We start from the raw sequence: 23,766 nt of genomic DNA, 5'->3' as shown, positions 1-23,766 counted from the left end.
GTGCGGCTAGTTTACTGCCTTGAAGTAGCATGGCGTTACAGGTAACATAGCCGCCTTTTTTCTTCATAGACGAGACATACATGAATTTTTCCTTAGGTCAGCGTTGGATCAGTGATACCGAGTCAGATTTAGGATTAGGCACCGTTGTTGCCCTTGAAGGCCGTCAGGTCAGCATTTTATTTCCAGCCAGTGGAGAAAACAGAGTTTATTCTTTAACAGAAGCACCTGTTACTCGTGTCGCATTTAATCCAGGTGATATTATTCGCAGCGTTGAAGAGTGGGAATTAGAAGTCGAGTCTGTTGAAGAGCAAGGCGAGTTACTATGCTATCACGGCATTCGCGTTGATAATGGTGAAAAAGCGCAGTTAAAAGAAACCTTTTTAGATCACTTTATCAAATTCAATAAACCACAAGACCGTTTATTTGCAGGCCAAGTGGACCGCTTTGACCGCTATACGCTGCGCTACCAAACTTGGCAGCACCAGTTTGAGCGCCAACAATCTCCTTTAAAAGGTTTAATTGGTCAGCGTGCAAACCTTATTCCGCATCAGCTTTATATTGCACAAGAAGTGGGTAAACGTTTTGCACCACGCGTATTACTTTCTGATGAAGTGGGTTTAGGTAAAACCATTGAAGCAGGTATGATTTTACATCAACAAATCATCAGTGGCCGTGCTAGCCGCGTATTGATTGTTGTGCCTGAAAACTTACAGCATCAGTGGTTAGTAGAAATGCTACGCCGCTTTAACTTACGTTTTTCAATCTTTGATGAAGAACGTTGTGATGAAGCATTCGCAGACTCTCCAAACGTATTCGAAACAGAACAGTTAGTACTTACTAGCCTTGAGTTCTTAAGCAAGAAAAAACGCTGGTTTGAGCAAGCAACCCTAGCTGATTGGGATTTATTGGTTGTTGATGAAGCGCACCATTTAAGTATCAATAATGGTAAGCCAAGCACTGAATACCAACGCATGGCAGAGTTAAGCCAAGACATTCCGGGCCTTATCTTATTAACTGCAACGCCAGATCAACTTGGTCACCGCAGTCACTTTGCCCGCTTGCAATTACTCGACCCAGATCGTTTCTACGACTACGATGCGTTTGTTGAAGAAGAAAGTAACTACAAAGAGGTTGCTGAAGCTGCTAATCAATTACTGGGTGAACAAGGCCTTGATGATGCATCTCGTGCCACATTAAAAGAGCTATTAAAAGAAACCGACATTACTGACCTTTTAGCGAAAGCGGAGCAAGGTGATGAAACGGCGCGCAACGAAATTTTATCAATGCTGCTGGACCGCCATGGTACGGGTCGTATTTTATTTAGAAATAGCCGCAGCGGTATTGATGGTTACCCAAGCCGTAAGCTTCATGCATACCCTATGGCAATGCCTAAACAATATAAAACGGCGATGTCGGTACTGGGTAACATGGGCGGCATTCAAAATGCTGAACTAACGGCACTTCGCGCTCTATTCCCTGAAAAGATCTTCCAAGAGTTTGAAGGTGAAAATGCTAGCTGGGGCGCATTTGACCCACGTGTTGATTGGTTAATCGAAACCTTAAAAACCCTTAAACACGAAAAAGTATTGCTTATCTGTGCTAAAGCCGAAACCGCACTTAGCCTAGAACAGATTTTACGTGAGCGTGAAGCAATTAAAGCTTCTGTTTTCCACGAAGGCATGTCGATTGTTGAACGTGACCGTGCTGCGGCTTACTTTGCCGATGAATACGACAGCGCGCAGATTCTACTTTGTTCTGAAATTGGTTCTGAAGGTCGTAACTTCCAATTCTCGCATCACTTAGTATTGTTTGATTTACCACTAAACCCAGACTTACTTGAGCAACGTATTGGTCGTCTTGACCGTATTGGTCAAACTCAAGACGTAAACATTCACGTGCCGTATTTTGAAAACACCGCACAAGAGGTGTTACTTCGTTGGTACAACGAAGGCTTAGATGCGTTTGAAACAACCTCGACAACAGGGCAAATGCTGTATAAAGAGTATGGCGAAGAATTGCTTGAGTTTATTGGTGCACACAATTGCGACGAAGAAGAGCTAGACCCACTACTAGAACAAGTGGCAGGTCAAAATGCCAAGCTTCGTAAGCAAATGGAAAGTGGTCGTGACCGCTTACTAGAGCTGCATTCAAGTGGCCAGGGCCGAGCAGAATGCCTTGTAGCTGATATCGAAGAGTTAGACGATCAATTCACGCTACCAAGTTATATGATCAATGTGTTCGACACCTTTGGTGTAAGCCAAGAAGATAAAGGTGAAAATACCATTATCTTAAAACCAACTGAGCACATGCTAAATCCATCTTTCCCATGCTTAAAAGATGATGGCATCACAGTAACGTTTGATCGCAGCACCTCGCTTTCGCAAGAAGACGCGCATTTCATCAGTTGGGATCACCCAATGGTGCAAGGCAGCTTAGACATGATTTGTGATGATGACTTTGGTACTGCCTCTGTGGCGTTACTGAAAAACAAAAAGCTACCTGCTGGTACCTTCTTTGTTGAGCTTATTTTCATTGCGGAGGCGATGGCGCCTAAAGCACTTCAAGTTGGCCGCTTCTTGCCACCAACGCCTATTCGTATCTTATTAGATAAGGGCAGTAACAATCTGGCTGAAAATGTTGCTTTTGATGCTTTCAATCAACAGTTATCAGCGGTTGGTCGCCAAACGGCAAGTAAATTAGCCAGCGCGCTACAAAGTGCCATTCACCCAATGATCACCAGCGCACAAGACATGGCACAAACCAAGCTAGAAGCACTGCGTGCTGAATCACTAGAGAAAATGCAAACTGCACTCGGTGAAGAACAAGCTCGTTTAACGGCACTTAAGCAGATCAACCCGAATATTCGTGATGAAGAGCTTAGCTTCTTTGATAAACAGCGTAGCGAACTCACGACTTACATCGAAAAAGCCCAAGTTAAACTGGATGCAATTCGTTTAATTGTCGTTTCACACTAACGTTGAAGCGCTAAACTCAAAACCACAAACGCGATGTGCTTTCACATCGCGTTTTTTATGCAAAAAACACCACAAGGGTAATAATTACGGCCACTGCCGCTAGCTTGCAAAATAACTTAGCTAAGCTATTGTTTCTTTTTATTAAATCGTCTTTGTAAGCTTGCTTCAAATATACAGCTTGTAGGTCTGAAAAACCTTTACAGTGCGGGCACTCTGGCTCTAGGTCATTTACTTCTAGGCCACAACGTGTACAAGGTTTACTGCGAATTAAACCAAGGCGAAACATTCACTTGTCCTTTTATTTAAACTCCATAGCTGAATTTACTGTATCTTAGCTGCTACTCGAAAACCAGCACTGGCATTGTGTATGCGCTTATACTCCTTTAAAATAGCGTCCTTGCATATCATCGAGGCTAGCTGTGTTACTCAATTATAATCCCCCAATGACACCTTATTTAAGTATTGTTTATCAAGACGATGACTTGCTTATTGTGAATAAACCAAGTGGTTTACTTACTGTGCCGGGAAAAGACCCAAAACACGCCGATTGCCTTATTGCTCGCATTAACCGCGTTTTTCCAACGGCAAAAATTGTTCATCGCCTTGATATGGCTACCTCTGGCATTATTTGTTTAGCTATGCACAAAGAAGCGCATCGTAATTTAAGCATTCAGTTTCAAGATAGAAAAACTGCAAAACGCTACATTGCTCGCGTATTTGGTAAGCTTGAGCAAGAAACAGGATCGGTAGATTTGCCACTTATTTGTGATTGGCCGAACCGACCAAAGCAAATGGTTGATCACGATAATGGCAAACCGTCATTAACCCACTTTAAAGTGCTTGAGTATGAACAGAATGCAACTCGTGTTGAGCTGACCCCAATTACTGGGCGTTCTCACCAACTACGTGTGCACATGCTGTCATTGGGTCACCCTATTTTAGGCGATAAGCTATATGCTCACCCTGAGGCATTCGCCATGGCTCCTCGCTTACAACTGCATGCTGAAATGCTTACCTTAGCTCACCCAGCCAGCGGTGAAACATTGATTTTTGAAGCCGCTCCTGAGTTTTAAGACAATTCGCTAAATATTTAATAAATACTGCCGATAGTTAATCAATAACTGATTTAATTAAAGACTCAGGTAATATCGGCATGAATTTAAAATCCGCACATCGCTTACTTTACGCAGCCTGTTTTGCGTTGATGGGTAATGTGAATGCTGCCGATTTTATTAAACCCACCCCTTGGTCAAGTTTGGTCACTAACGATATTCAACGCTTTTTACCAAGCGATGAAGTACGCACTCTGCTTGCCGGTGAAGATGAGTTCATTAGCTTATATCGCCAATCGATGACAGCGAGTCAACGCGGAATTGTGCTAATCATTCCTGATTGGCAGCACTTACCCACTAATAATGCTGGTATTAACTTTTTGCGCAAGCAGTTAAACGAAATTGGCTATGCAACCCTTGCCATGACCATGCCTGACATTGATTGGCATCCTGCCGATATGACAACGCCCGAGTCACCTGAGAGCTCTGAACCTGAGTCAACAACACAAAGTAATGAACAAAGCGATGAGCAAGCAGCTTCTGCTCCACCAGCCCAAACGCAACAAGCGCCGCATTTTGTTACGGGTGAGCCCAATATCAGTGAAGCCGTGCTTGATGATTACAAATTAAAGCTAATTGCCAGATTCAATGCCTTGTATAACAGTGCAATGGATGAAGGCGGCAATATTATTGTGGTGGCACAAGGTGCCAGTGCGGGGCTATTGATAGAGCATTATGCTAGCTTTCCAAATAACGAACTAAACGCTTTTATTAGCCTAGGTAGTTATTTACCTAACAGTGTTCGTAACCAGCATCTCAATGCGACGCTTTCAACTATCAGCCCACCCTTACTGGATATTTTTTATAGTGAGGGTAACCCTGACACCCTGCAAAGTGTAAAAGACAGAAAACGCTGGGTAAGAAAACACGCTAAATATGACTACCGTCAAAGAGAGTTATTTGGTGTGCCTTCAGAGCCTGAGCAGCACCAGCGGCTGCTTAAAGAGGTAGACGGCTTTTTACGCCGCCTTTTTTAAATACTCATAAGCCGCTTGAATATCTTGGCTTTTCTTTACCGCAACTTCCATCATATGTTTTGGTAAACCTTGCGATACCAGCTTATCGGGGTGATGCTGAGCCATGAGCTTTCGATAGGCTACTTTAATATCTCTCGCAGAAGCATCACTGTTTAAGCCTAATAGAGCCAACGCTTGGGCGCGATTCATACCATTATTCGGTGGCACACTGTGCCCTCTTTGTTCACTATGACTGCTGCGATTTTGCTGGCTTTGTTGACGCTGCTGTTCATAAAAACGCTGTTGTTGCTGACGAAATGCAAATTCGGCTTGGTAGCGTTTTAATAAAAATGCGAACTGAGTACGTGAAATACCTAACTGCTTGCTCACCTCTTGCAATAGTTGCTTTTCTTGCTCTGCAAGGTGGCCATCTGAAAAGGCCATTTGAATTTGGATTTCGAGGAACAGTTGCAATAAATCATGGCGTCGAGCAAAGCGCTCTTTAAAGTCATGAACGGTTTCTTTTAATGAAAAATCGCTTTCTTTACCACTACGAAAGGCATCTTGTGCTTCTCTGCGCTCATCACCCGATAAGCCCATTTCGTCCATAAACAAACTTGCCGCACGAATATGCGTTTCACTAACGCGACCATTCGATTTGGCAATATGCCCCATCACCGCAAAACAGCTAGAAAAGAAAAGTGCTTGGCGCTCGTTAATATCATCGCCTTTAAACAAACCAGAAAAACCACCTGCTTTATCAAAGTCTTGTTTTAAGCTGCGATCGAACATATGGCCTAGGTATAGGCCCAGTAAGGCTCCTATAAATTTGCCAAACATAAAGCCAAAACAAAAACCGAGTACTTTTCCCCACATAATTTGGCAAACCTCTGTTGTTATTACAAAGCGAAACGTTGATTGATTTCGTCGAGTCTGGCAGGTGTGCCAATGTCATCCCATTGCCCCAAATAAAGCTCAGTCGAAACTTGATGTTCACTGAGCTTTTCTCGCAAAATGGGCCCAAGTGGACGAATACCTGCGCTGAGACCTTTAAAGAAATCAGCATGATAGCGACTTATACCGGAAAAAGTATACTTTTGACTATCTGGGCTTAAGTGACTCAGTGCAAAATCACCATCAGGATTATGCGCAGGGTTTTCTACAAGGACAATATGCGCCTCCCCTACTTGCAGATGAAGCTGCATCAACGAAGTCACATCATAATCAGTAAACACATCACCATTGATGACAATAAATTGCTCGCCCAATAACGGCAATGCTTGAATGATGCCCCCGGCGGTTTCAAGCCCCCCAGCCTGCTCTTGGCTGTAAGTGATCGATACACCAAACTGCGAACCATCAGCAAAATACTCTGTTATTTTGTCGCCCTGCCAAGCAAGGTTAATGACAATATCGGTAATGCCTGCTTGACGTAAGTTATTAATATGATGCTCTAATAATGGCTTGCCGTTAATCTTTAGCATCGGCTTTGGTTGCGTTTCGGTTAGCGGCATCATTCGTTTACCACGCCCCGCCGCTAGGATCATTGCTTTCATTTGGACTCTTTCGTTAATCGCTGCTTAGTCTGTGGAATAATAGTCTGCTCTATCCACTGGCCAAGGGCTGTTAACTCTGGGTATTCTTTACTGACATTACTAATGTATGTAAGGGTTGGCAGCACATTATTCAAATAACCAGACTTACCGTCACGTAATTTTAAGCGGCAAAATATACCTGCAGCTTTTAAATGACGCTGCACGCCGGTTAAGTCAAACCAGCGCTTAAACATCTCAAATGAGGTGTCTTGCAATAGCTGTTGCTCGCTGAATTCGTCATAAGCGTAATGTAAAAGGTAATCTAGCTCTTGCTCTGGTAACTTGAAATAGCAATCCCTTAATAACGACACAAGGTCATAACACACTGGCCCTTGTACCGCATCTTGATAATCGATAATTGCCCATTGCTGCCCTGTGCGCATAATATTGCGGCTATGGAAGTCTCGGTGCACCGTAACAATTGGTTGTTCAAGGGCATTGTTAACTAATAACTCACAAGCTTGTTGCCACATTTGCTGTTCATCAACAGAAAGTTGCTCACCAATAAAGTTATCGACTAACCAATCTCTGAAAATGCTCAGTTCAAATTGTAAAAACTCGCCATCAAATACTTTCATGTATTGGGCTGGCGGGATTTGCGCCCATTGTGCACTTAACTTTATTAGATGTTTGTAGTGTAAAGTGCGGTCTTCGTCGCCCAGTAAATCAGCCAAATGAGTATTGCCTAAATCACTCAGCAAGAAGAAGCCTTGCTTTTCATCTGCTTGAAGAATTTTTGGTAATTTAAACCCATGCTGAGAAAACACTTTATTGAGTTCTATATAAGGCGTGTTATCTAATTTATCTGGATCTGAGTCCATGACAATATAGCTCTGATCACTTGTATTTACGCGGAAATAACGGCGAAAACTCGCATCCCCTGTGATGGCGGCTAATTGATATTCATCCTCTTTAAAATGAGGATTCAAAAACTGCTGTAAACTTTTATAACGATTCATTTAGTAAGATATCTATTTTTCACTAAGTCAATTACTGTATTTGCCATTGTTTTCCTTTATTATGTCTAGCTTATATCCAACCAAAGAGCATTAAGGTCATTAAATGAGCAAAACCTGGGGCATAATGATGCTAAGCGTACTTAGCGCACCATCGTTCGCCGAAACTGAACTGACACACAATTTTTGTGGCACTTCAATGCAAACCAGAGCTTGGCAACCGCTCCCTGGCCTTGAACTTAATATGATCGATATCAAATCCGATGATATTGAACTATTGGGTACCCAAAGCGCAGAATTTACCGGTAATGTAGATATTAACACCCTAACGATGAATTTGTCCGCACAAAGTGCACTGATTGACAAACAACGTGGGTTACTTAATGCAACCGGCCCTATCGTTTATCGCGATAAAGTAAGCCAAATTAATAGTTCTGGGCTCAATGCGGATTTAAATAATTCTGAATTAAGCTTGCTTGGTGCTGATTATAAGCTCACCGACCAACTTGGTCATGGTGGCGCAGAAAAACTAACAGTCAACGAGTCTGGCCTAAACCTGATGAACGCAAGCTTTACTACCTGCCCGGGCGAAACACCTGTGTGGGCAATTGAAGCTGACGAAATTGACTTATCAAGTGAAGATGGCTGGGGCGAAACTCACAATACCGTATTACGGGTATTTGATACGCCGGTGCTGTATGTTCCTTATTTTACGTTTCCGTTAGATGACCGTCGTAAATCAGGTTTATTAACACCTAACTTCTCAAGTTCAGGCCGCTACGGTATTGAAACCATCACTCCGTATTACTGGAATATTGCTCCAAATTACGATGCCACCATTACGCCGCGCTATATGTCGAAGCGCGGCTTGCAAATGATTGGTGAGTTTCGTTATTTAACTGAGCAAAACAACGGTCTCATTGCCGTTGAGTACCTAGATAAAGATGATGAAGAGCCAAATGTTGACTCGCGTTATCTATTCCATTGGCAGCAGCAAAGCTACTTTGGTGAGAACTGGCGCGGTAATATCGATATTACTAACGTTAGTGATGATAATTACTTAACCGATTTAAATTCTGGCTACGCGACTCGCACAGATACTCAGTTATACCGTACAGGTTCACTCACCCACTTAGGTGACACTTGGCGCACCAATATTAAGCTACAGAGTTTTGAAGTACTTGGTGATCACCGCGAATCGTATGCGGCACTGCCACAAATTAGTTTTTCGCAAACTGATGCGTATGATTTTTATGGTGTTGATTTAACCCTTGATGGTGAGCTTAGTTATTTCACGAATGATGACGCAGTTATTGATGAAGCAAGCCGTGTTCACATAGAACCTAAAGCAAGCTTTGGTTATCAGGAATACGCATGGTCATTTTTATCTGAGTTCAGCGTATTACATACTGAATATAACCAGCATGGTGATTTAGCAGGGACAGACTACGACGAAAAAGTCACCCGCACCCTGCCAAAAGTGCGTTTATACAGCCAATTAAATTTTGAGCGTGATACTGCGTTTTTCTTCAAAGATGGTATTCAAACTCTTGAGCCACAAATTCAGTACTTGTATACACCAAATAAAGACCAATCAAATATTGGCCTTTACGATACGGCAAAATTACAAGATGACTTTTTTGGTTTATTTAGAGACCGTCGTTTCTCAAGTATCGACCGTATTGCCACTGCGAACCAATTTACGTTAGGTGCGACTACTCGCTTATTTAGCAATGAAAACGAAGAAGTATTTAATTTCAGCGCAGGCCAAATCTTCTATTTAAGTGATGATGCAAAGCCTACATCACAAGGTATTAATGTTGATACTAACTACAATGCCTTGTTCGCAGCGCAAACCATGTTACATTGGCACCGTCGCTGGTATCTATCAGGTGGTATTCAATACGACACTGATGGTAAAGAAATTATTCAATCAAATATCACCTTAGATTATAAAGGTGACGATAAACAGCTCGTACAATTGAACCATCGCTATGCAAATGATGTCTCAGGCAATACAATCGAGCAAGTTGGTCTATTTACCAGCATTCCGCTATCGCAGGATTGGCAGTTTGTTGGCAGCTATCACCGCGATTTAGAAAGTGGTCGTAGTATTGAGGTTTTCAGCGGTCTTCAGTATGAATCGTGCTGTTGGGCGTTTCAAATCACAGGCCGTCGTCAAATCGAAACAGATTTGAACCAGGCGATTGGTCAAGAGCAAGCAACCTTTGATACCAGTATTGGCTTCAATATCGTATTAAAAGGGCTTGGAAGTAAAAGCCGTTATGATGCACAAAAATTATTACAACAAGGTATTTTTGGCTATCGTAGACCGTATTTTCTTAATAACTAGTACCGCAGTACTATTAGCAAGAGTATTAGAAAAAGTATGAATTTAAAAAAATTATTTGCATCTGCATTATTAACAGTTGGCCTTTGCCAAAGCGTTTTCGCAAAACCTGTCGAAATTGACAAAGTCGTTGGTGTAGTTAACCAAGGTGTTATTTTACAAAGTGAAGTAGACACCATTATCAATCGCGTAAAAACTCAAGCGCAAGAGCAAGGTCAGCAATTACCTTCTGATGATACGCTTCGCATTCAAGCAATCGAGCGTTTAGTAAACCAAACTCTGATGATGCAACTTGCTGAGCGCATGGGCTTAGAAATCTCTGACTCTCAGTTAGACCAAACACTTGAAAATATGGCTCGTGAGCAAGGCGGTACAATCGCTGATTTACGTCGCACTATCGAGGCATCAGGCGAGAGCTACCCAGCTTACCGTGAAGAAATTCGTAAAGAAATCACCACGCAACAAGTAATGCGTGCGAACGTTGACCGCCGTATTTACATTAGCCCACAAGAAATCGATAACCTTCTTAAAATCATGGAAACTCAAGGCAAGAATGCCGAAGAGTATGATATTGGTCATATCTTGATTGATATCCCAAGTGATGCAACAGCTGATGAAATCACCAGTGCTAAAACTCGTGCAGATAAAGTTATCGAGTTTTTAAAAGAAGGCAAAGAGTTCAAGCGTATCGCTATTTCATCTTCTAGCGGTTCAAAAGCCCTTGAAGGTGGTCAGCTAGGTTGGATGAGCATCAACGAAATGCCATCACTATTTGCTGAAGCGGTAAAAGGCCATAAAAAAGACGATATCGTTGGCCCGCTTCGTTCAGGTGCTGGTTTCCACATCATTAAAGTGCAAGATGTTCGTGGTCGCCAAGTTGTTGAAACAACAGAGGTTCGTTCACGTCACATCTTAATTAAGCCTTCTATCATCTTAAGCGAAGAAAAAGCGCGTGACATGCTAAAAGGTTTTGCTAAAGAGCTACGTGAAGGCAAAGCTGACTTTGGTGAACTTGCTAAAGAATACTCTGAAGACCCGGGTTCTGCATTAAAAGGTGGTGAGTACGATTGGACTGATCCAAGCACTTATGTACCAGAATTTAAAAATACCCTGCTTTCTCTAGATAAAAATGAAATCAGTGAGCCATTCAGAACACAGTTTGGTTGGCACATTGTACAGCTACTTGATAAGCGTGTAGCTGATAAAACAGAGCAAGCTAAGCGTAACCGCGCTCACCAACTACTGTTTAATCGTAAATTTAAAGAAGAAAGTTTCAACTGGCAGCAAGAAATGCGTGAACAAGCGCACGTTGATATTTTCCCAACAGAATAAAAATTATGACCATTAGAATTGCAATTACCCCAGGTGAGCCAGCCGGTATTGGCCCTGATTTACTTATCAAGTTAGCCCAGCACCAGTGGGATGCCCAACTGGTGGTGATTGCTGATGGCGCGCTGTTAAAACAGCGAGCTAAGTTGCTTGGTTTAGATATCAATTTAATTGACTTCGATGACAGCCAAGCACCAAGCATTGCCCCTGCAGGCAGCGTTTACTTACACCAAGTAGATTTAGGCTCTGATGTTGAAGTGGGCGTACTTAATGACGCCAATGGTCAATATGTGCTGGATACACTGCGCATTGCCAGTGAAAAAAATATGGATGGTACCTTTGCAGCTGTTGTTACAGGCCCTGTGCATAAAGGGATTATCAACAAAGCTGGTATCTCATTCAGCGGTCACACTGAGTATTTTGCGCAGCAATCGAATACTGCCGATGTAGTGATGTTGTTAGCTACAGAAGGCTTACGTGTGGCGCTTGTTACAACGCATATACCGCTTGCTTATGTATCGCGCGCAATCACCGTTGAACGTTTAAGTAAAGTTGCCACCATTTTAAACCATGACTTACAAACTAAGTTTGGTATTGAAAAACCGCGTATCCTCGTATGTGGTCTAAACCCACATGCTGGCGAAGATGGTCATTTAGGCACTGAAGAAATTGATACCATAGCGCCAACGTTAGAGCTGTTAAATAATCAAGGCATGAACTTAATTGGACCATTGCCTGCTGATACCCTGTTCCAAGATAAATACCTTTCGCAAGCAGATGCCGTGCTTGCAATGTATCACGATCAGGGATTACCTGTGCTAAAATACAAAGGTTTCGGCAATTCGGTCAACATCACCCTTGGCCTGCCATTTATTCGCACCTCAGTAGATCACGGTACGGCTCTCGATTTAGCCGGCACAGGCACTGCTGATGTAGGTAGTTTTGAATTAGCGATCCGCGAAGCAATTAAGCTCGCCCATGAAAAAGCACAGAATCAATGACAGATAAAGTACATTTAGGACACCGCGCTCGTAAGCGTTTTGGTCAAAACTTTTTAAACGATGACATGATCATCGACAAAATCGTCACGACTATCGATCCTAAACCTGAAGACAATTTAGTAGAAATCGGCCCAGGTCTTGGTGCAATCACTGAGCCAGTCGCTGATTTAAGTGGCCACCTAACGGTTGTTGAGCTAGATAAAGACTTAGCAGAACGTTTAACGAGCCACCCATTCTTAGGGCCAAAGTTAACAGTGCATCAAGGCGATGCAATGAAATTCGATTTTAGCTCTTTGATCAAGTCTGACGAAAAGTTAAAGATTTTTGGTAACTTACCATACAACGTTTCGACTCCGCTGTTATTCCATTTATTTGAGTTCGCAGATAACGTAGAGCACATGCACTTTATGCTGCAAAAAGAAGTGGTCAAACGTATGGTCGCAGGCCCGGGCAGTAAAGCATTTGGTCGCTTAAGCGTGATGACACAATATTACTGTCACGCAATGCCAGTGATTGATGTGCCGCCAGAGTGCTTTAAACCAGCACCTAAAGTAGATTCAGCGGTTATTCGCTTGATCCCTAAAAAGCCTGAGCAACGTTCAGCTAAAAGCACTAGGCTATTAAACACGGTATGTTTAGAAGCCTTTAATCAACGCCGTAAGACTCTGCGTAATAGTTTATCTAACTTACTTACAGCTGAAGAACTAACAAGCATAGGCATTGATATCACTCTGCGTGCTGAAAGCCTGTCTTTACAACAATTTATTGATATAGCTAATTGGATTTATGACAACAAGCAGTAATTTAGGTTCTCCAATTAAGGTGTCGGTTGAGACCTTCTATGTAGAAGGTCAATCAGAGCCTGAACAAGATAAATACGTTTTTGCTTACTCAATCACCATTAAAAACCACAGTTTATGCAGTGCTAAGCTATTGAGTCGTTACTGGTTAATTACCGATGCCAACGGCAAAGAAGTGGAAGTGCAAGGTGAAGGAGTTGTGGGTGAAACACCGACCATTGCCCCAGGTGAAAGCTACAAGTACACCAGTGGTGCAGTGCTTGATACCCCTGTTGGGACGATGCAAGGTCATTACACCATGCGTAACGAATTTGGCACTGAGTTTGAAGCGCCAATCGAGGTGTTTCGTTTAGCCCGCCCAAACATTTTGCACTAGGTAATAATGGCTGACTACGCAATTGGTGACTTACAAGGTTGTTACAGTGAATTTGATGCGTTACTAAAACGTGTCAACTTCAACCCAAGCCAAGATCACCTTTACTTAGTTGGCGATATTGTTGCTCGAGGCCCTGATTCACTCGCTTGCCTCGAGCGCCTTCATACTATGCAAGGCAGTGTAACTATTACTCTTGGTAATCATGATTTACACCTAATTGCTTGTCATTATCTAAATAAACCAGCAAATCCAAAAGATAAGCTTGCAGATGTTTTTGACAGCCCAAAGCTCCCTGAATATATTCACTTTTTGCAACAACAGCCATTAGCTATTTGGCTTGAACGCTATGACATGCTGATAAGCCATGCTGGCTTAAACCCAAATTGGTCAATAAAAAAAGCATTAAAACGCGCTCGCTTTGCCGAAAGTTGCTACCAAGGTAATGATGCCCATCATTACTTTGCCAATATGTATGACCCCCACCCATTAGAATGGCAATCAACGCTACCTAACGAGGCTAAATTTCGTTATATCGTTAATTACTTCACGCGCATGCGCTTCGTTAATTTGCTTGGTGAACTCGATTTCAGCAATAAAACCAGCATTAGTGAAGATAGCTCAATAATCCCTTGGTTTGAGCACCCGAGTATAAGTAAGCTCAAGCAACAGATCACATTTGGTCATTGGGCTGCTTTAGAAGGTAAAGTTAAAGCCGAAAATATTCATGCCCTCGACACTGGCTGTGTATGGGGAGGCGCGATGAGCCTCATGGAACTCAGTCAAAAAGACTGTTTTGTCGAAAAATCCCACTCTTTTATCTAAATAAACTGAAAAATAGCTGAACATCTGTTAGATTTATAACAATTAAAGTTAATTTAATTTAAAGCTAATTAAATTTAAATACTTAACTAATTGGCAACCTTGCCGATAAGTGATGATTAGTACTATTTTCTGGAATTACATATGAACTTGACCGTTAGACAGCGTATTTGGGGTGGCTTTATTGTTATTACGTTACTCCTGCTATTTATTGGTGGTAACTCGTTGATCAGAATTACCAACATTGATCAATCGACACAGCGAGTTAATCAGCTGTCATTACCGGCTCTCGATAAAAGTTATGAATTGCAGGTTGAATTCATCCTGATGAGTAAATCAGCGCAAGCTAGCTTTTACACCACATCACAAGATGAATTAGCAACTATTCGCAAGAACTTTACCGAGCAGAAAAAACGTTACGATAGCTCTTATCAAGACCTACAACAAATAGTGAGTAACGACCCTAAATTAAAACAAAGCAGTCAAGAAGTTGAGCAAACTTATAAGCGCTTTGCCAAGTCTGTCGATAACCTTTTTAAAGATAAACAAACTCAACTTGAACTTAACAATACGCTGCGCACCCAGCTTGAAGATATTGAGATCAGCGCAGAAGATGCTAACTCTGTTGTGCTTGATATAATTGATATTGATGGCCTTGAAGAAAACAATTCACGTGCCTACCAAGCTGCTAACAACATGGAAAACAACTTCCAGTCGGTAGTGACTAACAGTACCGATATGCTAACGGTTAAAACTCTTAACACGTTAGATATCGTTAAAAACGAACAAGTTTATTATCTAGAAGAAGTAGAGCGAAGCCTTGGCCTAATCCGCCCTGCTATCATTGAAAGTAATGCTGATTTATATAACGACCTAAACAGTTATGTTGAAAACCTTGTAAATAACGTACGTGGCAACAACAGCCTATCAGCAAATAAAAAGCGTTTAATTGATGCAATTGCACAAACTCAAGCTGAGCTAGCCAATGCAGAAAAATCAACCACTGAGGCCCTAAAACAACTTAAAGAGCTTGTTGACCAAGCAACGGTACTTGCCTTTGACTTACAGCAAGATGTAAGTGGTAACGTATCTACGGCAACCATCTGGACTTGGATTGCCATGGTTATCGCCACTTTAATTGCAATTGCTGTTGCAGCAATTACTGTTAGCCGTATTACTAAACCACTTTCTGAAGTAAACCGTATCCTTGATATTGTTGCTAGCGGTGATATGACTCAACGCCTAGACGACTCAGCTAAAGACGAATTCGGTGAGTTATCACGTAGTTGTAATACGCTAATCGAAAGTTTACGTACACTTATTCAAGGCATTATCTCTCGCTCAACCCAGCTTGCTGCGGCCTCTGAAGAAACTTCAGCAATCACTGAAGAATCAAGCCAAGCTATTCGTAACCAACAAGCACAAGTTGAACAAGCTGCTACAGCAACCACGGAAATGAGCAGTACATCACAAGCGGTAAGCAGCAGTGCTCAACAGGCACTTAGCGAAATCAAGAACGCTGATAAAGAAGCTGACCGTGTTAAAGGTATTTCTTCGCAAAACAAAGCGACTATCGAACAACTTGCCCGTGAAGTTGATGATGCTTCACAAGTTATCAATAAGCTACACAAAGATAGCGCATCAATTGGTGGCATCTTAGATGTTATTCGTGGCATTGCAGAGCAAACAAACCTACTTGCACTTAATGCAGCCATTGAAGCAGCCCGTGCCGGTGAACAAGGCCGAGGCTTCGCCGTAGTTGCTGACGAAGTGCGCTCTCTAGCGAGCAAGACTCAAGAATCGACCCAAGAGATCCAAGCGATGATTGAATCGCTTCAGGTTGGCGCTGAGGCTGCTGTATCAGCAATGTCGAAAGGTAAACAACAAGCTGAGTCATGTGTTGAGCAATCAGACCTTGCAAATACCGCCCTTGATTCAATCACTGCAGCAGTTGCGCAAGCTCATAACGTAAGTGAAGAGATTTCAACAGCCGCTCATGAGCAACAGCAAGTTTCACAAGAAATTAGCGAACGCTTAGAGTCGATAGTAGCAATTGCTGAACAAACAGCTGAAGGCGCAAACCAAACCAATATTTCAAGTTCAGAAGTTGCTAAATTAGCGGAAGAACTACGTTTATCGGTGGATGCGTTTAAAGTTTAAGAAGCTGTAAACGAGTTACGAGTTACGAGTTACGAGTTACGAGTTACGAGCTACGAGCTACGAGCTACGAGCTACGAGCTACGAGCTACGAGCTACGAGCTACGAGCTAACAAATATATAAGCCGTGTTTGTAAAAGCAAACACGGTTTTTTTCTATCTATTTATATCAATTTGCTTAATTAAATGATCTTTTGAGGTGATTACTCTTAATATTTTCCTGCCTCCCGCACCCATGCAGGCGCATTATTTAATACAAAATAATAACGAATTATTGCGAGTAGGTATGAAGTTAACGAAGCGTTTTTCAGGCATAAAAAAACCGCAACGAGTGCGGTTTCTTAAATTCTATTTGCGTTTCAATTAAAGGCCTGCGCGGTCTTTAATAACAGCGATTAGTGGAGAACCACCGTGGCCGTTTGATTCTGCCCATGCGATGTCTGCACCGTCTTCTAAAGAGCTTTTAGATAAGTTCTTAACGATGTATTCACCAGCATCCGCAGCGCCGCTTTCAATTGCATGACGAAGCATATTGTTGCCGTTACATTTTACAGCATCAAAGATGTTACGAATTTTCACACGTGAGCTTTTAAGCTTACTACGTAAACGGTTTTTATCATCAGCTGCGATGTACTCACAGATAGAAACCGCTAATTGATCATCAGCTTTTGCTGGTGCTGTATACGCAACTGACGCTGAAACAACAGCCGCTGCAAGTAACATATTTGGTAACTTCATCATATTTTGCCCTTATGTAATACTTTCTTCTTACCAAGATTGTGTAATATTGTACCAACTAATTAATTTTACCGCAATAATGTTACGAGTTTTTGTACAGGGTTACAAAAGTATACGAGTAAGGGTTTTTGTTATCAGGCTGATGCTTTTCTTGCTCGGCAACTGTCCAATTAGCAACACTTTCGTAATCTGGGAACTGCGTATCACCGGCCACTTCAAGGTCGATGAATGTTAAGTATAGACGATCTGCTTGAGATAGAAATTGTTCGTATATATTTCCGCCACCTATAATCATTACTTCTTCAACATCAGCAACCAATTCCAGCGCAGCCTCTGGTGAAGTAACCACCTCAATACCTTCAGCTGTGTAATCAGCATTACGCGTGATAATAATATTTTGACGACCCGGTAAAGGCCGACCTATTGATTCAAATGTTTTACGGCCCATGATCACAGGCTTTGCCATGGTTACTTTTTTAAAGTGTTGCAGATCGGCGGGTAAATGCCATGGCATTTGGTTGTCTTGGCCAATTACTCTGTTATTTGCCATAGCAGCAATCATTGAAATTTTCACACTAAACCTTAATACTTTTTTCTTATTAATAAAAAAGGAGCGCATGGCTCCTTTTCAGTTTTAAATTTTATCGTTGGTAGATAACTTCTACATCGTAGTCATCATCATCCCAGTCGTCATCCCAATCATCATCGTCTTGAGATGTTGCTTTCTGATGATAAGTATCCCACTTAAATTCAACTTCTTCTTTCTCTTCTTCAGCGAATTTCTCTTTCGGCATACTATCAAGTAGCGCCATAATGTCGTGACATAGTGCTTGGGTATTTTGCTTATTTGCAGCAGAGATACGGTAAACATTAACCTCTTCACCTAGCTCTTCGGCAATTTCATTACACAGCGCTTCAGCTTCATCTTCTGGTAATAGGTCAATTTTGTTAAATACTAACCAGCGCGGCTTTTCAGCAAGCTTAGGACTATATTGGTGTAGCTCATTAATAATCGCAAAGGCATTATCAACTGGATTTGTGCCATCAACAGGCATAACATCAATGATATGCAGTAATACACGACAACGCTCTAAGTGCTTTAAGAAGCGAATACCAAGGCCTGCGCCATCCGAAGCCCCTTCGATTAGACCTGGGATATCAGCAATTACAAATGACTTATTCGCATCTGGGCGTACTACACCAAGATTAGGAATAAGCGTCGTAAACGGGTAATCTGCCACTTTTGGTTTAGCTGCAGAAACACTGCGGATAAACGTTGATTTACCAGCATTTGGTAAACCAAGTAAGCCAACATCAGCAAGTAGCATTAGCTCTAAGCGTAAGCTGCGAACTTCACCAGGTGTACCTAGTGTTTTTTGACGTGGCGCACGGTTTGTACTTGATTTAAAACGTGCGTTCCCCAAGCCATGGAAACCACCTTTTGCAACAACAACCTTTTGACCATGCTTAGTCAGATCACCTAATGACTCTTCAGTATCAACATCAATGATACGTGTACCAACAGGTACTTTAAGCGTTAAATCTGCGCCTTTTTTACCAGTCATGTTACGGCTTTGACCATTTGTGCCGCGCTCTGCTTTATGAAAACGCTCAAATTGGTAATCAATTAACGTATTTAAGTTTTCATCGGCTTGTAGATAAACGCTGCCGCCATCGCCGCCGTCGCCGCCATCAGGACCGCCATCTGGTACATATTTTTCACGTCGGAAAGATACGACACCGCTGCCGCCATCACCCGCGTCACAACGAATTTCTACTTCATCTACAAACTTCATGATTACTCACTTTAAGATTGGCTTGTTAATAACTCTATTATATACCTAAGTGCCCTATTCAGCACCCAATGCCAAGGCGCTTAGGTATATATTTATACGCACTATTATGTGCCTTAAAACAAAAAACCCCGCAAAGGCGGGGTTTTTCAAATATCGAGATGATTACTCAGCTACGATATTTACGTATTTACGGTTTAAAGGACCTTTCTGTTCGAATTGAACTTTACCATCTGCTTTTGCGAAGATAGTGTGGTCTTTACCGATACCTACGTTTGCGCCAGCGTGGAAACGAGTACCACGTTGACGAACAATGATGCTACCCGCTAGAACTGATTCGCCACCAAAACGCTTAACACCTAGGCGTTTGCTTTCTGAATCGCGACCGTTACGAGTACTACCAGCTGCTTTTTTATGTGCCATTTCTCAGTACCTCTAATTAAGCGCTAATGCCAGTGATTTTAACTTCAGTGAACCATTGACGATGGCCCATTTGCTTACGAGAATGCTTACGACGTCTAAATTTAACAATCTTAACTTTCTCACCGCGACCGTGTGAAACAACCTCAGCTGTTACTTTACCACCGTTTACGAACGGTACACCGATCTCGATTTTCTCACCATCAGCAACTAAAAGTACTGAATCAAATTCAACTGCTGCACCAGTTTCAACGTCTAATTTCTCAAGACGAATTGTTTGACCTTCAGTCACACGGTGCTGTTTACCACCACTTTGGAAAACCGCGTACATAATTAACTCCGTCTGTGCGCCCTCAAATCGACGCAACTAAAATATTCTTCAATAGGGCGCGAAGTTTACGCTAATGTGCAAAAACTAGCAAGCCTCTTTTTCGATAAAATGAATAAAAAATAGCTGCATTGAGAGCAATTCAATATTTTCCCCTATTCTATCCTAAAAACACCACATGCCAAGCGGTTTTTACGATCTCATGACAATTAAATTACGCTAATAATACGCACCTTGAAAATTCAAAAAGCTGATCACTTATTAATCAAGGTTATAAATTTATCTTGGCAAAATTGATCTCAAATAAAAAACTTTACAGTGTTTTTTTACTGAATCATCACAAAATATCGAGCAAGCGCTTTTTTTGTTGTACAATCAGCCCCGTATACCCATAAATATTGGCTCGGAGATCAATGGATATAAAAGCTATCCAGACGTTAATCGAAAATGAAATGGATGACGTCAATCAACTTATACATGCCCAAATGCGCTCAGATGTCGCATTGGTTAACCAACTCGGTTTATACATAGTAAACAGTGGCGGTAAACGCGTTCGTCCTATGTTGGCCATTTTAGCGGCAAAAGCACTTGGTTATGAGGGCAAAGACCATATTACGCTTGCCACTATCATCGAATTTATTCATACCGCAACTTTATTGCATGACGACGTTGTCGACGAGTCACATTTGCGCCGTGGTACGCCTACAGCCAACGCAGAGTTTGGTAATGCAGCGAGCGTTTTGGTGGGTGACTTTATCTATACACGTTCATTTCAGCTTATGGTTGGCCTAGGTAAAATGCCAATCATGCAAATTTTAGCTGATGCAACCAATGTTATCGCTGAAGGTGAAGTATTACAGCTAATGAATTGTAATGACCCTGACACGACAGAACAAAGCTATATGCAGGTTATTTACAGCAAAACGGCAAAATTGTTCGAAGCTGCAACCGGCCTTGCTGCAATTATTACCGAGCAAGACGAACAAACCCTTGAAGCATTAAACTTATACGGTATGCATCTTGGCACTGCATTCCAATTAGTGGATGATGTTCTTGATTACAACGCTGATGCCGAGCAACTTGGTAAAAACATTGGCGATGATTTAGCTGAAGGTAAACCTACCCTACCGCTTATCTACGCAATGCAAAAAGGCACACCAGAGCAAGTTAAGCTAGTACGCGAAGCAATTGAGCTTGGTAATGGTATGGACCACTTAGAGAGCATTCTAGCGGCATTAGCTGACACTAAGGCCCTTGAGTTTGCAATGCAAAAAGCTGAGCAAGAAGCTGACAAAGCAATTGCTTGTATTGCGTTCTTACCAGATACACCGTACAAACAAGCACTAGAGAGTTTGGCCCGTATCGCCGTTGCCCGCGATCACTAAACGCTATTTATTCGAGCCATTAAAAAAGCCTGCATTTGCAGGCTTTTTTGTTTTTCGGCGATTTAAAAAATCGCCTATCATCTGTCGGAATTAACCGTTGATGAAATCAACACCTTCCTGGATGTCTTTGTTAAGTGTAGCTAGCATGTCGTTTTTAGCTTGCTCTTCGAATGCACTTAACTCACCGTAAGAAAGGATTTCTTCAACGCCGTTTTTACCTAGACGAACTGGGTGTGCGAAGTATGCTGCGTCACCGTTTTCAACTGCAACGTATGCGTAATCAACTACTTCTTCACCTTGTAAGCCTTTAACTAAAGACATACAGAAGCGTGCTGCTGCAGCACCCATAGAAAGAGTCGCTGAACCGCCACCCGCTTTAGCGTTAACAACTTCAGTACCTGCGTTTTGGATACGTGGAGTTAATGCCGCAACTTCTTCGTCAGTGAAAGTAACACCTTCAACTTGAGATAGAAGAGGAAGGATTGTAGTACCTGAGTGACCGCCGATCACTGGAACTTTAACGTCAGTTGCGCTTAAACCTTTAAGTTCAGCAACAAATGCTTCTGAACGGATCACGTCAAGCGTTGTGATACCGAATACACGGTTAGCATCGTAAGTACCCGCTTTTTTGAATACTTCAGCAACGATTGGCACTGTGCCGTTTACTGGGTTAGTGATGATACCTACTAACGCTTTAGGACAGTTTTTAACGATGCCTTCAGCTAATGTTTTGATGATACCTGCGTTTACGTTGAAAAGGTCCGCACGGTCCATGCCTGGCTTACGTGGCATACCCGCTGGGATAAGAACGATATCACAACCAGCTAATGCTGCGTCTAGGCTGTCAGCACCAAAGCCTTCAACTTTAACGTCTGTTGGGATGTGAGAAAGATCAACCGCTACACCAGGAACAACAGGGGCAACATCGTATAACGATAATTCAGAACCTGCAGGTAAACTTGTTTTTAATAATAAAGACAATGCTTGGCCGATACCGCCAGCTGCGCCTAAAACAGCAACTTTCATTGGAATTCTCCGTAATTTGAGGTAGGAAATATTTGTGGCCCTAAAGATAATGAAATTAGCGACTAAAAACAAATTTATCCTGCTTATTTCGCGTATAATTTCGACCATAGTTGTAAACTTGCCTGTAAAGACACAGCATTTTGGACGACTTTGTAAACTAATACTGCATAAATATGCAGAGTTGTGTAGAATTACCCTACATTTTATGAATAAAGAAACGGCAACATGCAACCACAAGACAAACAAGAAGCACTGATCAAAGCGTTTAAAGCGCTATTAAAAGAAGAAAACTTCGGCTCACAAGGTGAGATTGTCGAAGCATTAAAAGAGCAAGGCTTTGATAATATTAGTCAAAGTAAAGTCTCTCGCATGTTAAGCAAGTTCGGTGCAGTACGTACTCGTAATGCAAAACAAGAAATGGTCTATTGTTTACCGGCTGAAATGGGTGTGCCAACAGCGAAAAGCCCACTGCGTCAGCTTGTTATTGATATTATGCATAACGAAATGATGATTATTATTCGCACCAGTCCAGGCGCAGCACAATTAATTGCTCGTTTACTTGATTCACTCGGTAAGGCGGATGGTGTACTCGGTACCATTGCAGGCGACGACACTATTTTTATCGCCCCTGCGAAGATTTCTGAAATCGATGTGACGCTTGATCGCGTGCGCACTTTATTTGATACCGTTTAAAGTTGCTTTAAGAAGTTTACTGACGGGGCGAAAAACGCAGATCCCATATCGGCTTGAGTAAAATCGAGCCAATGATCATAGCAATCGCCCTGCCCCAAACGACTCTTTAATACCTGCTCAAACGCATCCCCTTGCGCAGCACACGAAACCATTAAAATTCCCTGCTTATGCACATCACCAAATGGCATGCTTTGGTTTAGCAATAGTGGCTGGCCATGCTCATCTTTTAATTCACTACGAACCGCATGACTGGTTTCTACAGCAGGCACAATCAAGGTGTTATCTAGACGCGTGCGCCCCATGATTTGCTCTTGCTCAGACAACGATAAATGCTGCCAGACACTCAAATCATGCACAAAGCGCTGAACATGAATATAACTGCCTTGGTCTTCAAAGTGACCCGGTTTATCGATAAGTGCTGTACTACGCTTTTGACGGCCATGAGGTGTATCGCCTGCATAAATAAAGCCGTTAAAATCACGTCCATCTAAAAACCGAAAATTACGGACCTGCTCCACCAGCTCAACATCCGGTGTTAATAATTTTAGAATTTGCAGAGCAAATAGATGATTTACATCTTCACGGTCTGAGCGAATTTGCACAAACAAGTCAAATGGCTGAGCACTAATCACATGCTCACTATGGGTCACATTCGGAAAGCTTTGCAATTGACTAGGGATAAACTCGGGCAAAATATGCGGCCAATACTGAGCACCAAGGGCAACCACACACGATAGCATGGCTTCTGAGAACTGATCAGCAAACTCATCTTGAATTACGCTAACGCGTTTTAGTTTTTTACGTAATGACTCATCATGGCCATCGTAAACATTAAAAAACAGGTGCAAACCATGTAAGTTTGCTTCAGCACAAATCCCAGATTGCGCTTGCGCCATAGTGAATCCTTAGCTTCTCGTTATTTGCACAAAGCCAAGGATTCAAGATTGTTATTTATTA

23 protein-coding genes are annotated in these 23,766 nt (G+C 42.1%); 12 read left to right on the top strand and 11 right to left on the bottom strand.

Going from position 1 to position 23,766, the window contains the following annotated elements; genetic code table 11:
- The first annotated feature begins 80 nt into the window (after positions 1-80).
- On the top strand, positions 81-2,975 hold the full coding sequence (rapA, locus tag WA256_RS14210) for an RNA polymerase-associated protein RapA (protein ID WP_335992446.1): 2,895 nt from the start codon (positions 81-83) through the stop codon (positions 2,973-2,975).
- A gap of 55 nt (positions 2,976-3,030) precedes the next feature.
- On the opposite strand, the gene WA256_RS14205 is transcribed toward rapA, so the two are convergent.
- Entirely contained in the window at positions 3,031-3,261 is a 231-nt protein-coding gene (locus tag WA256_RS14205; RefSeq protein WP_062566160.1) for a hypothetical protein, read from the bottom strand.
- A 133-nt stretch (positions 3,262-3,394) separates the two neighbouring features.
- Between WA256_RS14205 and rluA the strand changes: the two genes are divergently transcribed.
- Positions 3,395-4,048, top strand: coding sequence for a bifunctional tRNA pseudouridine(32) synthase/23S rRNA pseudouridine(746) synthase RluA (gene rluA / locus WA256_RS14200; protein ID WP_082401641.1), 654 nt, complete (start codon positions 3,395-3,397; stop codon positions 4,046-4,048).
- Positions 4,049-4,128: 80 nt separating this feature from the next.
- A complete protein-coding gene (locus WA256_RS14195) occupies positions 4,129-5,064 on the top strand; it encodes a DUF3530 family protein (RefSeq protein WP_062566161.1) in 936 nt (311 codons plus the stop codon).
- Here WA256_RS14195 and djlA read toward each other — a convergent pair.
- From djlA to WA256_RS14180, 3 genes are read right to left on the bottom strand one after another with little or no spacing between them, the layout of a single operon-like run.
- A complete protein-coding gene (djlA, locus tag WA256_RS14190) occupies positions 5,047-5,919 on the bottom strand; it encodes a co-chaperone DjlA (protein ID WP_062566162.1) in 873 nt (290 codons plus the stop codon). The genes WA256_RS14195 and djlA overlap by 18 nt on opposite strands.
- Before the next feature lie 23 nt (positions 5,920-5,942).
- Positions 5,943-6,599 carry an N-acetylmuramate alpha-1-phosphate uridylyltransferase MurU gene (gene murU / locus WA256_RS14185; protein ID WP_063528268.1) on the bottom strand — a complete coding sequence of 219 codons (657 nt, stop codon included), beginning with the start codon at positions 6,597-6,599 and terminating at the stop codon, positions 5,943-5,945.
- The gene (locus tag WA256_RS14180; RefSeq protein ID WP_269407622.1) at positions 6,596-7,597 is read right to left on the bottom strand and encodes an aminoglycoside phosphotransferase family protein; all 1,002 of its coding nucleotides are present in this window, start codon (positions 7,595-7,597) and stop codon (positions 6,596-6,598) included. The genes murU and WA256_RS14180 overlap by 4 nt, the downstream gene beginning before the upstream one ends.
- A gap of 103 nt (positions 7,598-7,700) precedes the next feature.
- Between WA256_RS14180 and lptD the strand changes: the two genes are divergently transcribed.
- The 7 genes from lptD to WA256_RS14145 all read left to right on the top strand — a co-directional run bounded on the left by lptD (position 7,701) and on the right by WA256_RS14145 (position 16,429).
- Positions 7,701-9,947 carry an LPS assembly protein LptD gene (gene lptD / locus WA256_RS14175; protein WP_054562770.1) on the top strand — a complete coding sequence of 749 codons (2,247 nt, stop codon included), beginning with the start codon at positions 7,701-7,703 and terminating at the stop codon, positions 9,945-9,947.
- Positions 9,948-9,983: 36 nt separating this feature from the next.
- Complete coding sequence (gene surA / locus WA256_RS14170; RefSeq protein WP_055021167.1) at positions 9,984-11,276, top strand: peptidylprolyl isomerase SurA; 1,293 nt, start codon at positions 9,984-9,986, stop codon at positions 11,274-11,276.
- 5 nt (positions 11,277-11,281) lie between these two features.
- A complete protein-coding gene (gene pdxA / locus WA256_RS14165) occupies positions 11,282-12,274 on the top strand; it encodes a 4-hydroxythreonine-4-phosphate dehydrogenase PdxA (protein ID WP_054562772.1) in 993 nt (330 codons plus the stop codon).
- On the top strand, positions 12,271-13,077 hold the full coding sequence (gene rsmA, locus WA256_RS14160; RefSeq protein WP_335992444.1) for a 16S rRNA (adenine(1518)-N(6)/adenine(1519)-N(6))-dimethyltransferase RsmA: 807 nt from the start codon (positions 12,271-12,273) through the stop codon (positions 13,075-13,077). The genes pdxA and rsmA overlap by 4 nt, the downstream gene beginning before the upstream one ends.
- Positions 13,061-13,450: a Co2+/Mg2+ efflux protein ApaG gene (gene apaG / locus WA256_RS14155; protein WP_054550996.1), complete on the top strand. Its 390-nt coding sequence runs from the start codon at positions 13,061-13,063 to the stop codon at positions 13,448-13,450. Before rsmA ends, apaG begins: the two co-directional genes overlap by 17 nt.
- Before the next feature lie 6 nt (positions 13,451-13,456).
- Positions 13,457-14,272, top strand: a complete 816-nt coding sequence (locus tag WA256_RS14150) for a symmetrical bis(5'-nucleosyl)-tetraphosphatase (protein WP_335992442.1) — start codon at positions 13,457-13,459, stop codon at positions 14,270-14,272.
- 141 nt (positions 14,273-14,413) lie between these two features.
- On the top strand, positions 14,414-16,429 hold the full coding sequence (locus WA256_RS14145; RefSeq protein WP_063528039.1) for a methyl-accepting chemotaxis protein: 2,016 nt from the start codon (positions 14,414-14,416) through the stop codon (positions 16,427-16,429).
- Between the two features lie 360 nt (positions 16,430-16,789).
- Here WA256_RS14145 and WA256_RS14140 read toward each other — a convergent pair whose 3' ends face one another.
- The 5 genes from WA256_RS14140 to rplU form a co-directional block, all read right to left on the bottom strand.
- Positions 16,790-17,167 carry a DUF3718 domain-containing protein gene (locus tag WA256_RS14140; protein WP_062566166.1) on the bottom strand — a complete coding sequence of 126 codons (378 nt, stop codon included), beginning with the start codon at positions 17,165-17,167 and terminating at the stop codon, positions 16,790-16,792.
- Positions 17,168-17,246: 79 nt separating this feature from the next.
- The gene (gene folA, locus WA256_RS14135) at positions 17,247-17,726 is read right to left on the bottom strand and encodes a type 3 dihydrofolate reductase (RefSeq protein WP_082401652.1); all 480 of its coding nucleotides are present in this window, start codon (positions 17,724-17,726) and stop codon (positions 17,247-17,249) included.
- Between the two features lie 79 nt (positions 17,727-17,805).
- On the bottom strand, positions 17,806-18,960 hold the full coding sequence (gene cgtA, locus WA256_RS14130; RefSeq protein ID WP_054551016.1) for an Obg family GTPase CgtA: 1,155 nt from the start codon (positions 18,958-18,960) through the stop codon (positions 17,806-17,808).
- A gap of 162 nt (positions 18,961-19,122) precedes the next feature.
- A complete protein-coding gene (gene rpmA / locus WA256_RS14125) occupies positions 19,123-19,380 on the bottom strand; it encodes a 50S ribosomal protein L27 (RefSeq protein ID WP_054551015.1) in 258 nt (85 codons plus the stop codon).
- 16 nt (positions 19,381-19,396) lie between these two features.
- Entirely contained in the window at positions 19,397-19,708 is a 312-nt protein-coding gene (rplU, locus tag WA256_RS14120) for a 50S ribosomal protein L21 (RefSeq protein WP_036965957.1), read from the bottom strand.
- A 410-nt stretch (positions 19,709-20,118) separates the two neighbouring features.
- On the opposite strand from rplU, the gene ispB reads away from it, so the two are divergent.
- Entirely contained in the window at positions 20,119-21,090 is a 972-nt protein-coding gene (gene ispB / locus WA256_RS14115; RefSeq protein WP_054562777.1) for an octaprenyl diphosphate synthase, read from the top strand.
- 90 nt (positions 21,091-21,180) lie between these two features.
- Here ispB and mdh read toward each other — a convergent pair whose 3' ends face one another.
- On the bottom strand, positions 21,181-22,116 hold the full coding sequence (gene mdh / locus WA256_RS14110) for a malate dehydrogenase (RefSeq protein WP_054562778.1): 936 nt from the start codon (positions 22,114-22,116) through the stop codon (positions 21,181-21,183).
- 225 nt (positions 22,117-22,341) lie between these two features.
- On the opposite strand from mdh, the gene argR reads away from it, so the two are divergent.
- Positions 22,342-22,809 (top strand): transcriptional regulator ArgR, encoded by a 468-nt coding sequence (gene argR / locus WA256_RS14105; RefSeq protein ID WP_054551012.1) that lies wholly within the window; start codon positions 22,342-22,344, stop codon positions 22,807-22,809.
- Here the strand turns inward: argR and WA256_RS14100 are convergent.
- Positions 22,806-23,705: a Dyp-type peroxidase gene (locus WA256_RS14100; protein WP_054562779.1), complete on the bottom strand. Its 900-nt coding sequence runs from the start codon at positions 23,703-23,705 to the stop codon at positions 22,806-22,808. The genes argR and WA256_RS14100 overlap by 4 nt on opposite strands.
- Positions 23,706-23,766 lie beyond the last annotated feature (61 nt).

It is taken from the genome of Pseudoalteromonas sp. CH_XMU1449-3, assembly GCF_037027245.1.
Classification (GTDB): domain Bacteria; phylum Pseudomonadota; class Gammaproteobacteria; order Enterobacterales; family Alteromonadaceae; genus Pseudoalteromonas; species Pseudoalteromonas shioyasakiensis.
The sequence above is the reverse complement of the archived record's forward strand: the minus strand, read 5'-3'. Positions and strand labels throughout refer to the sequence as shown.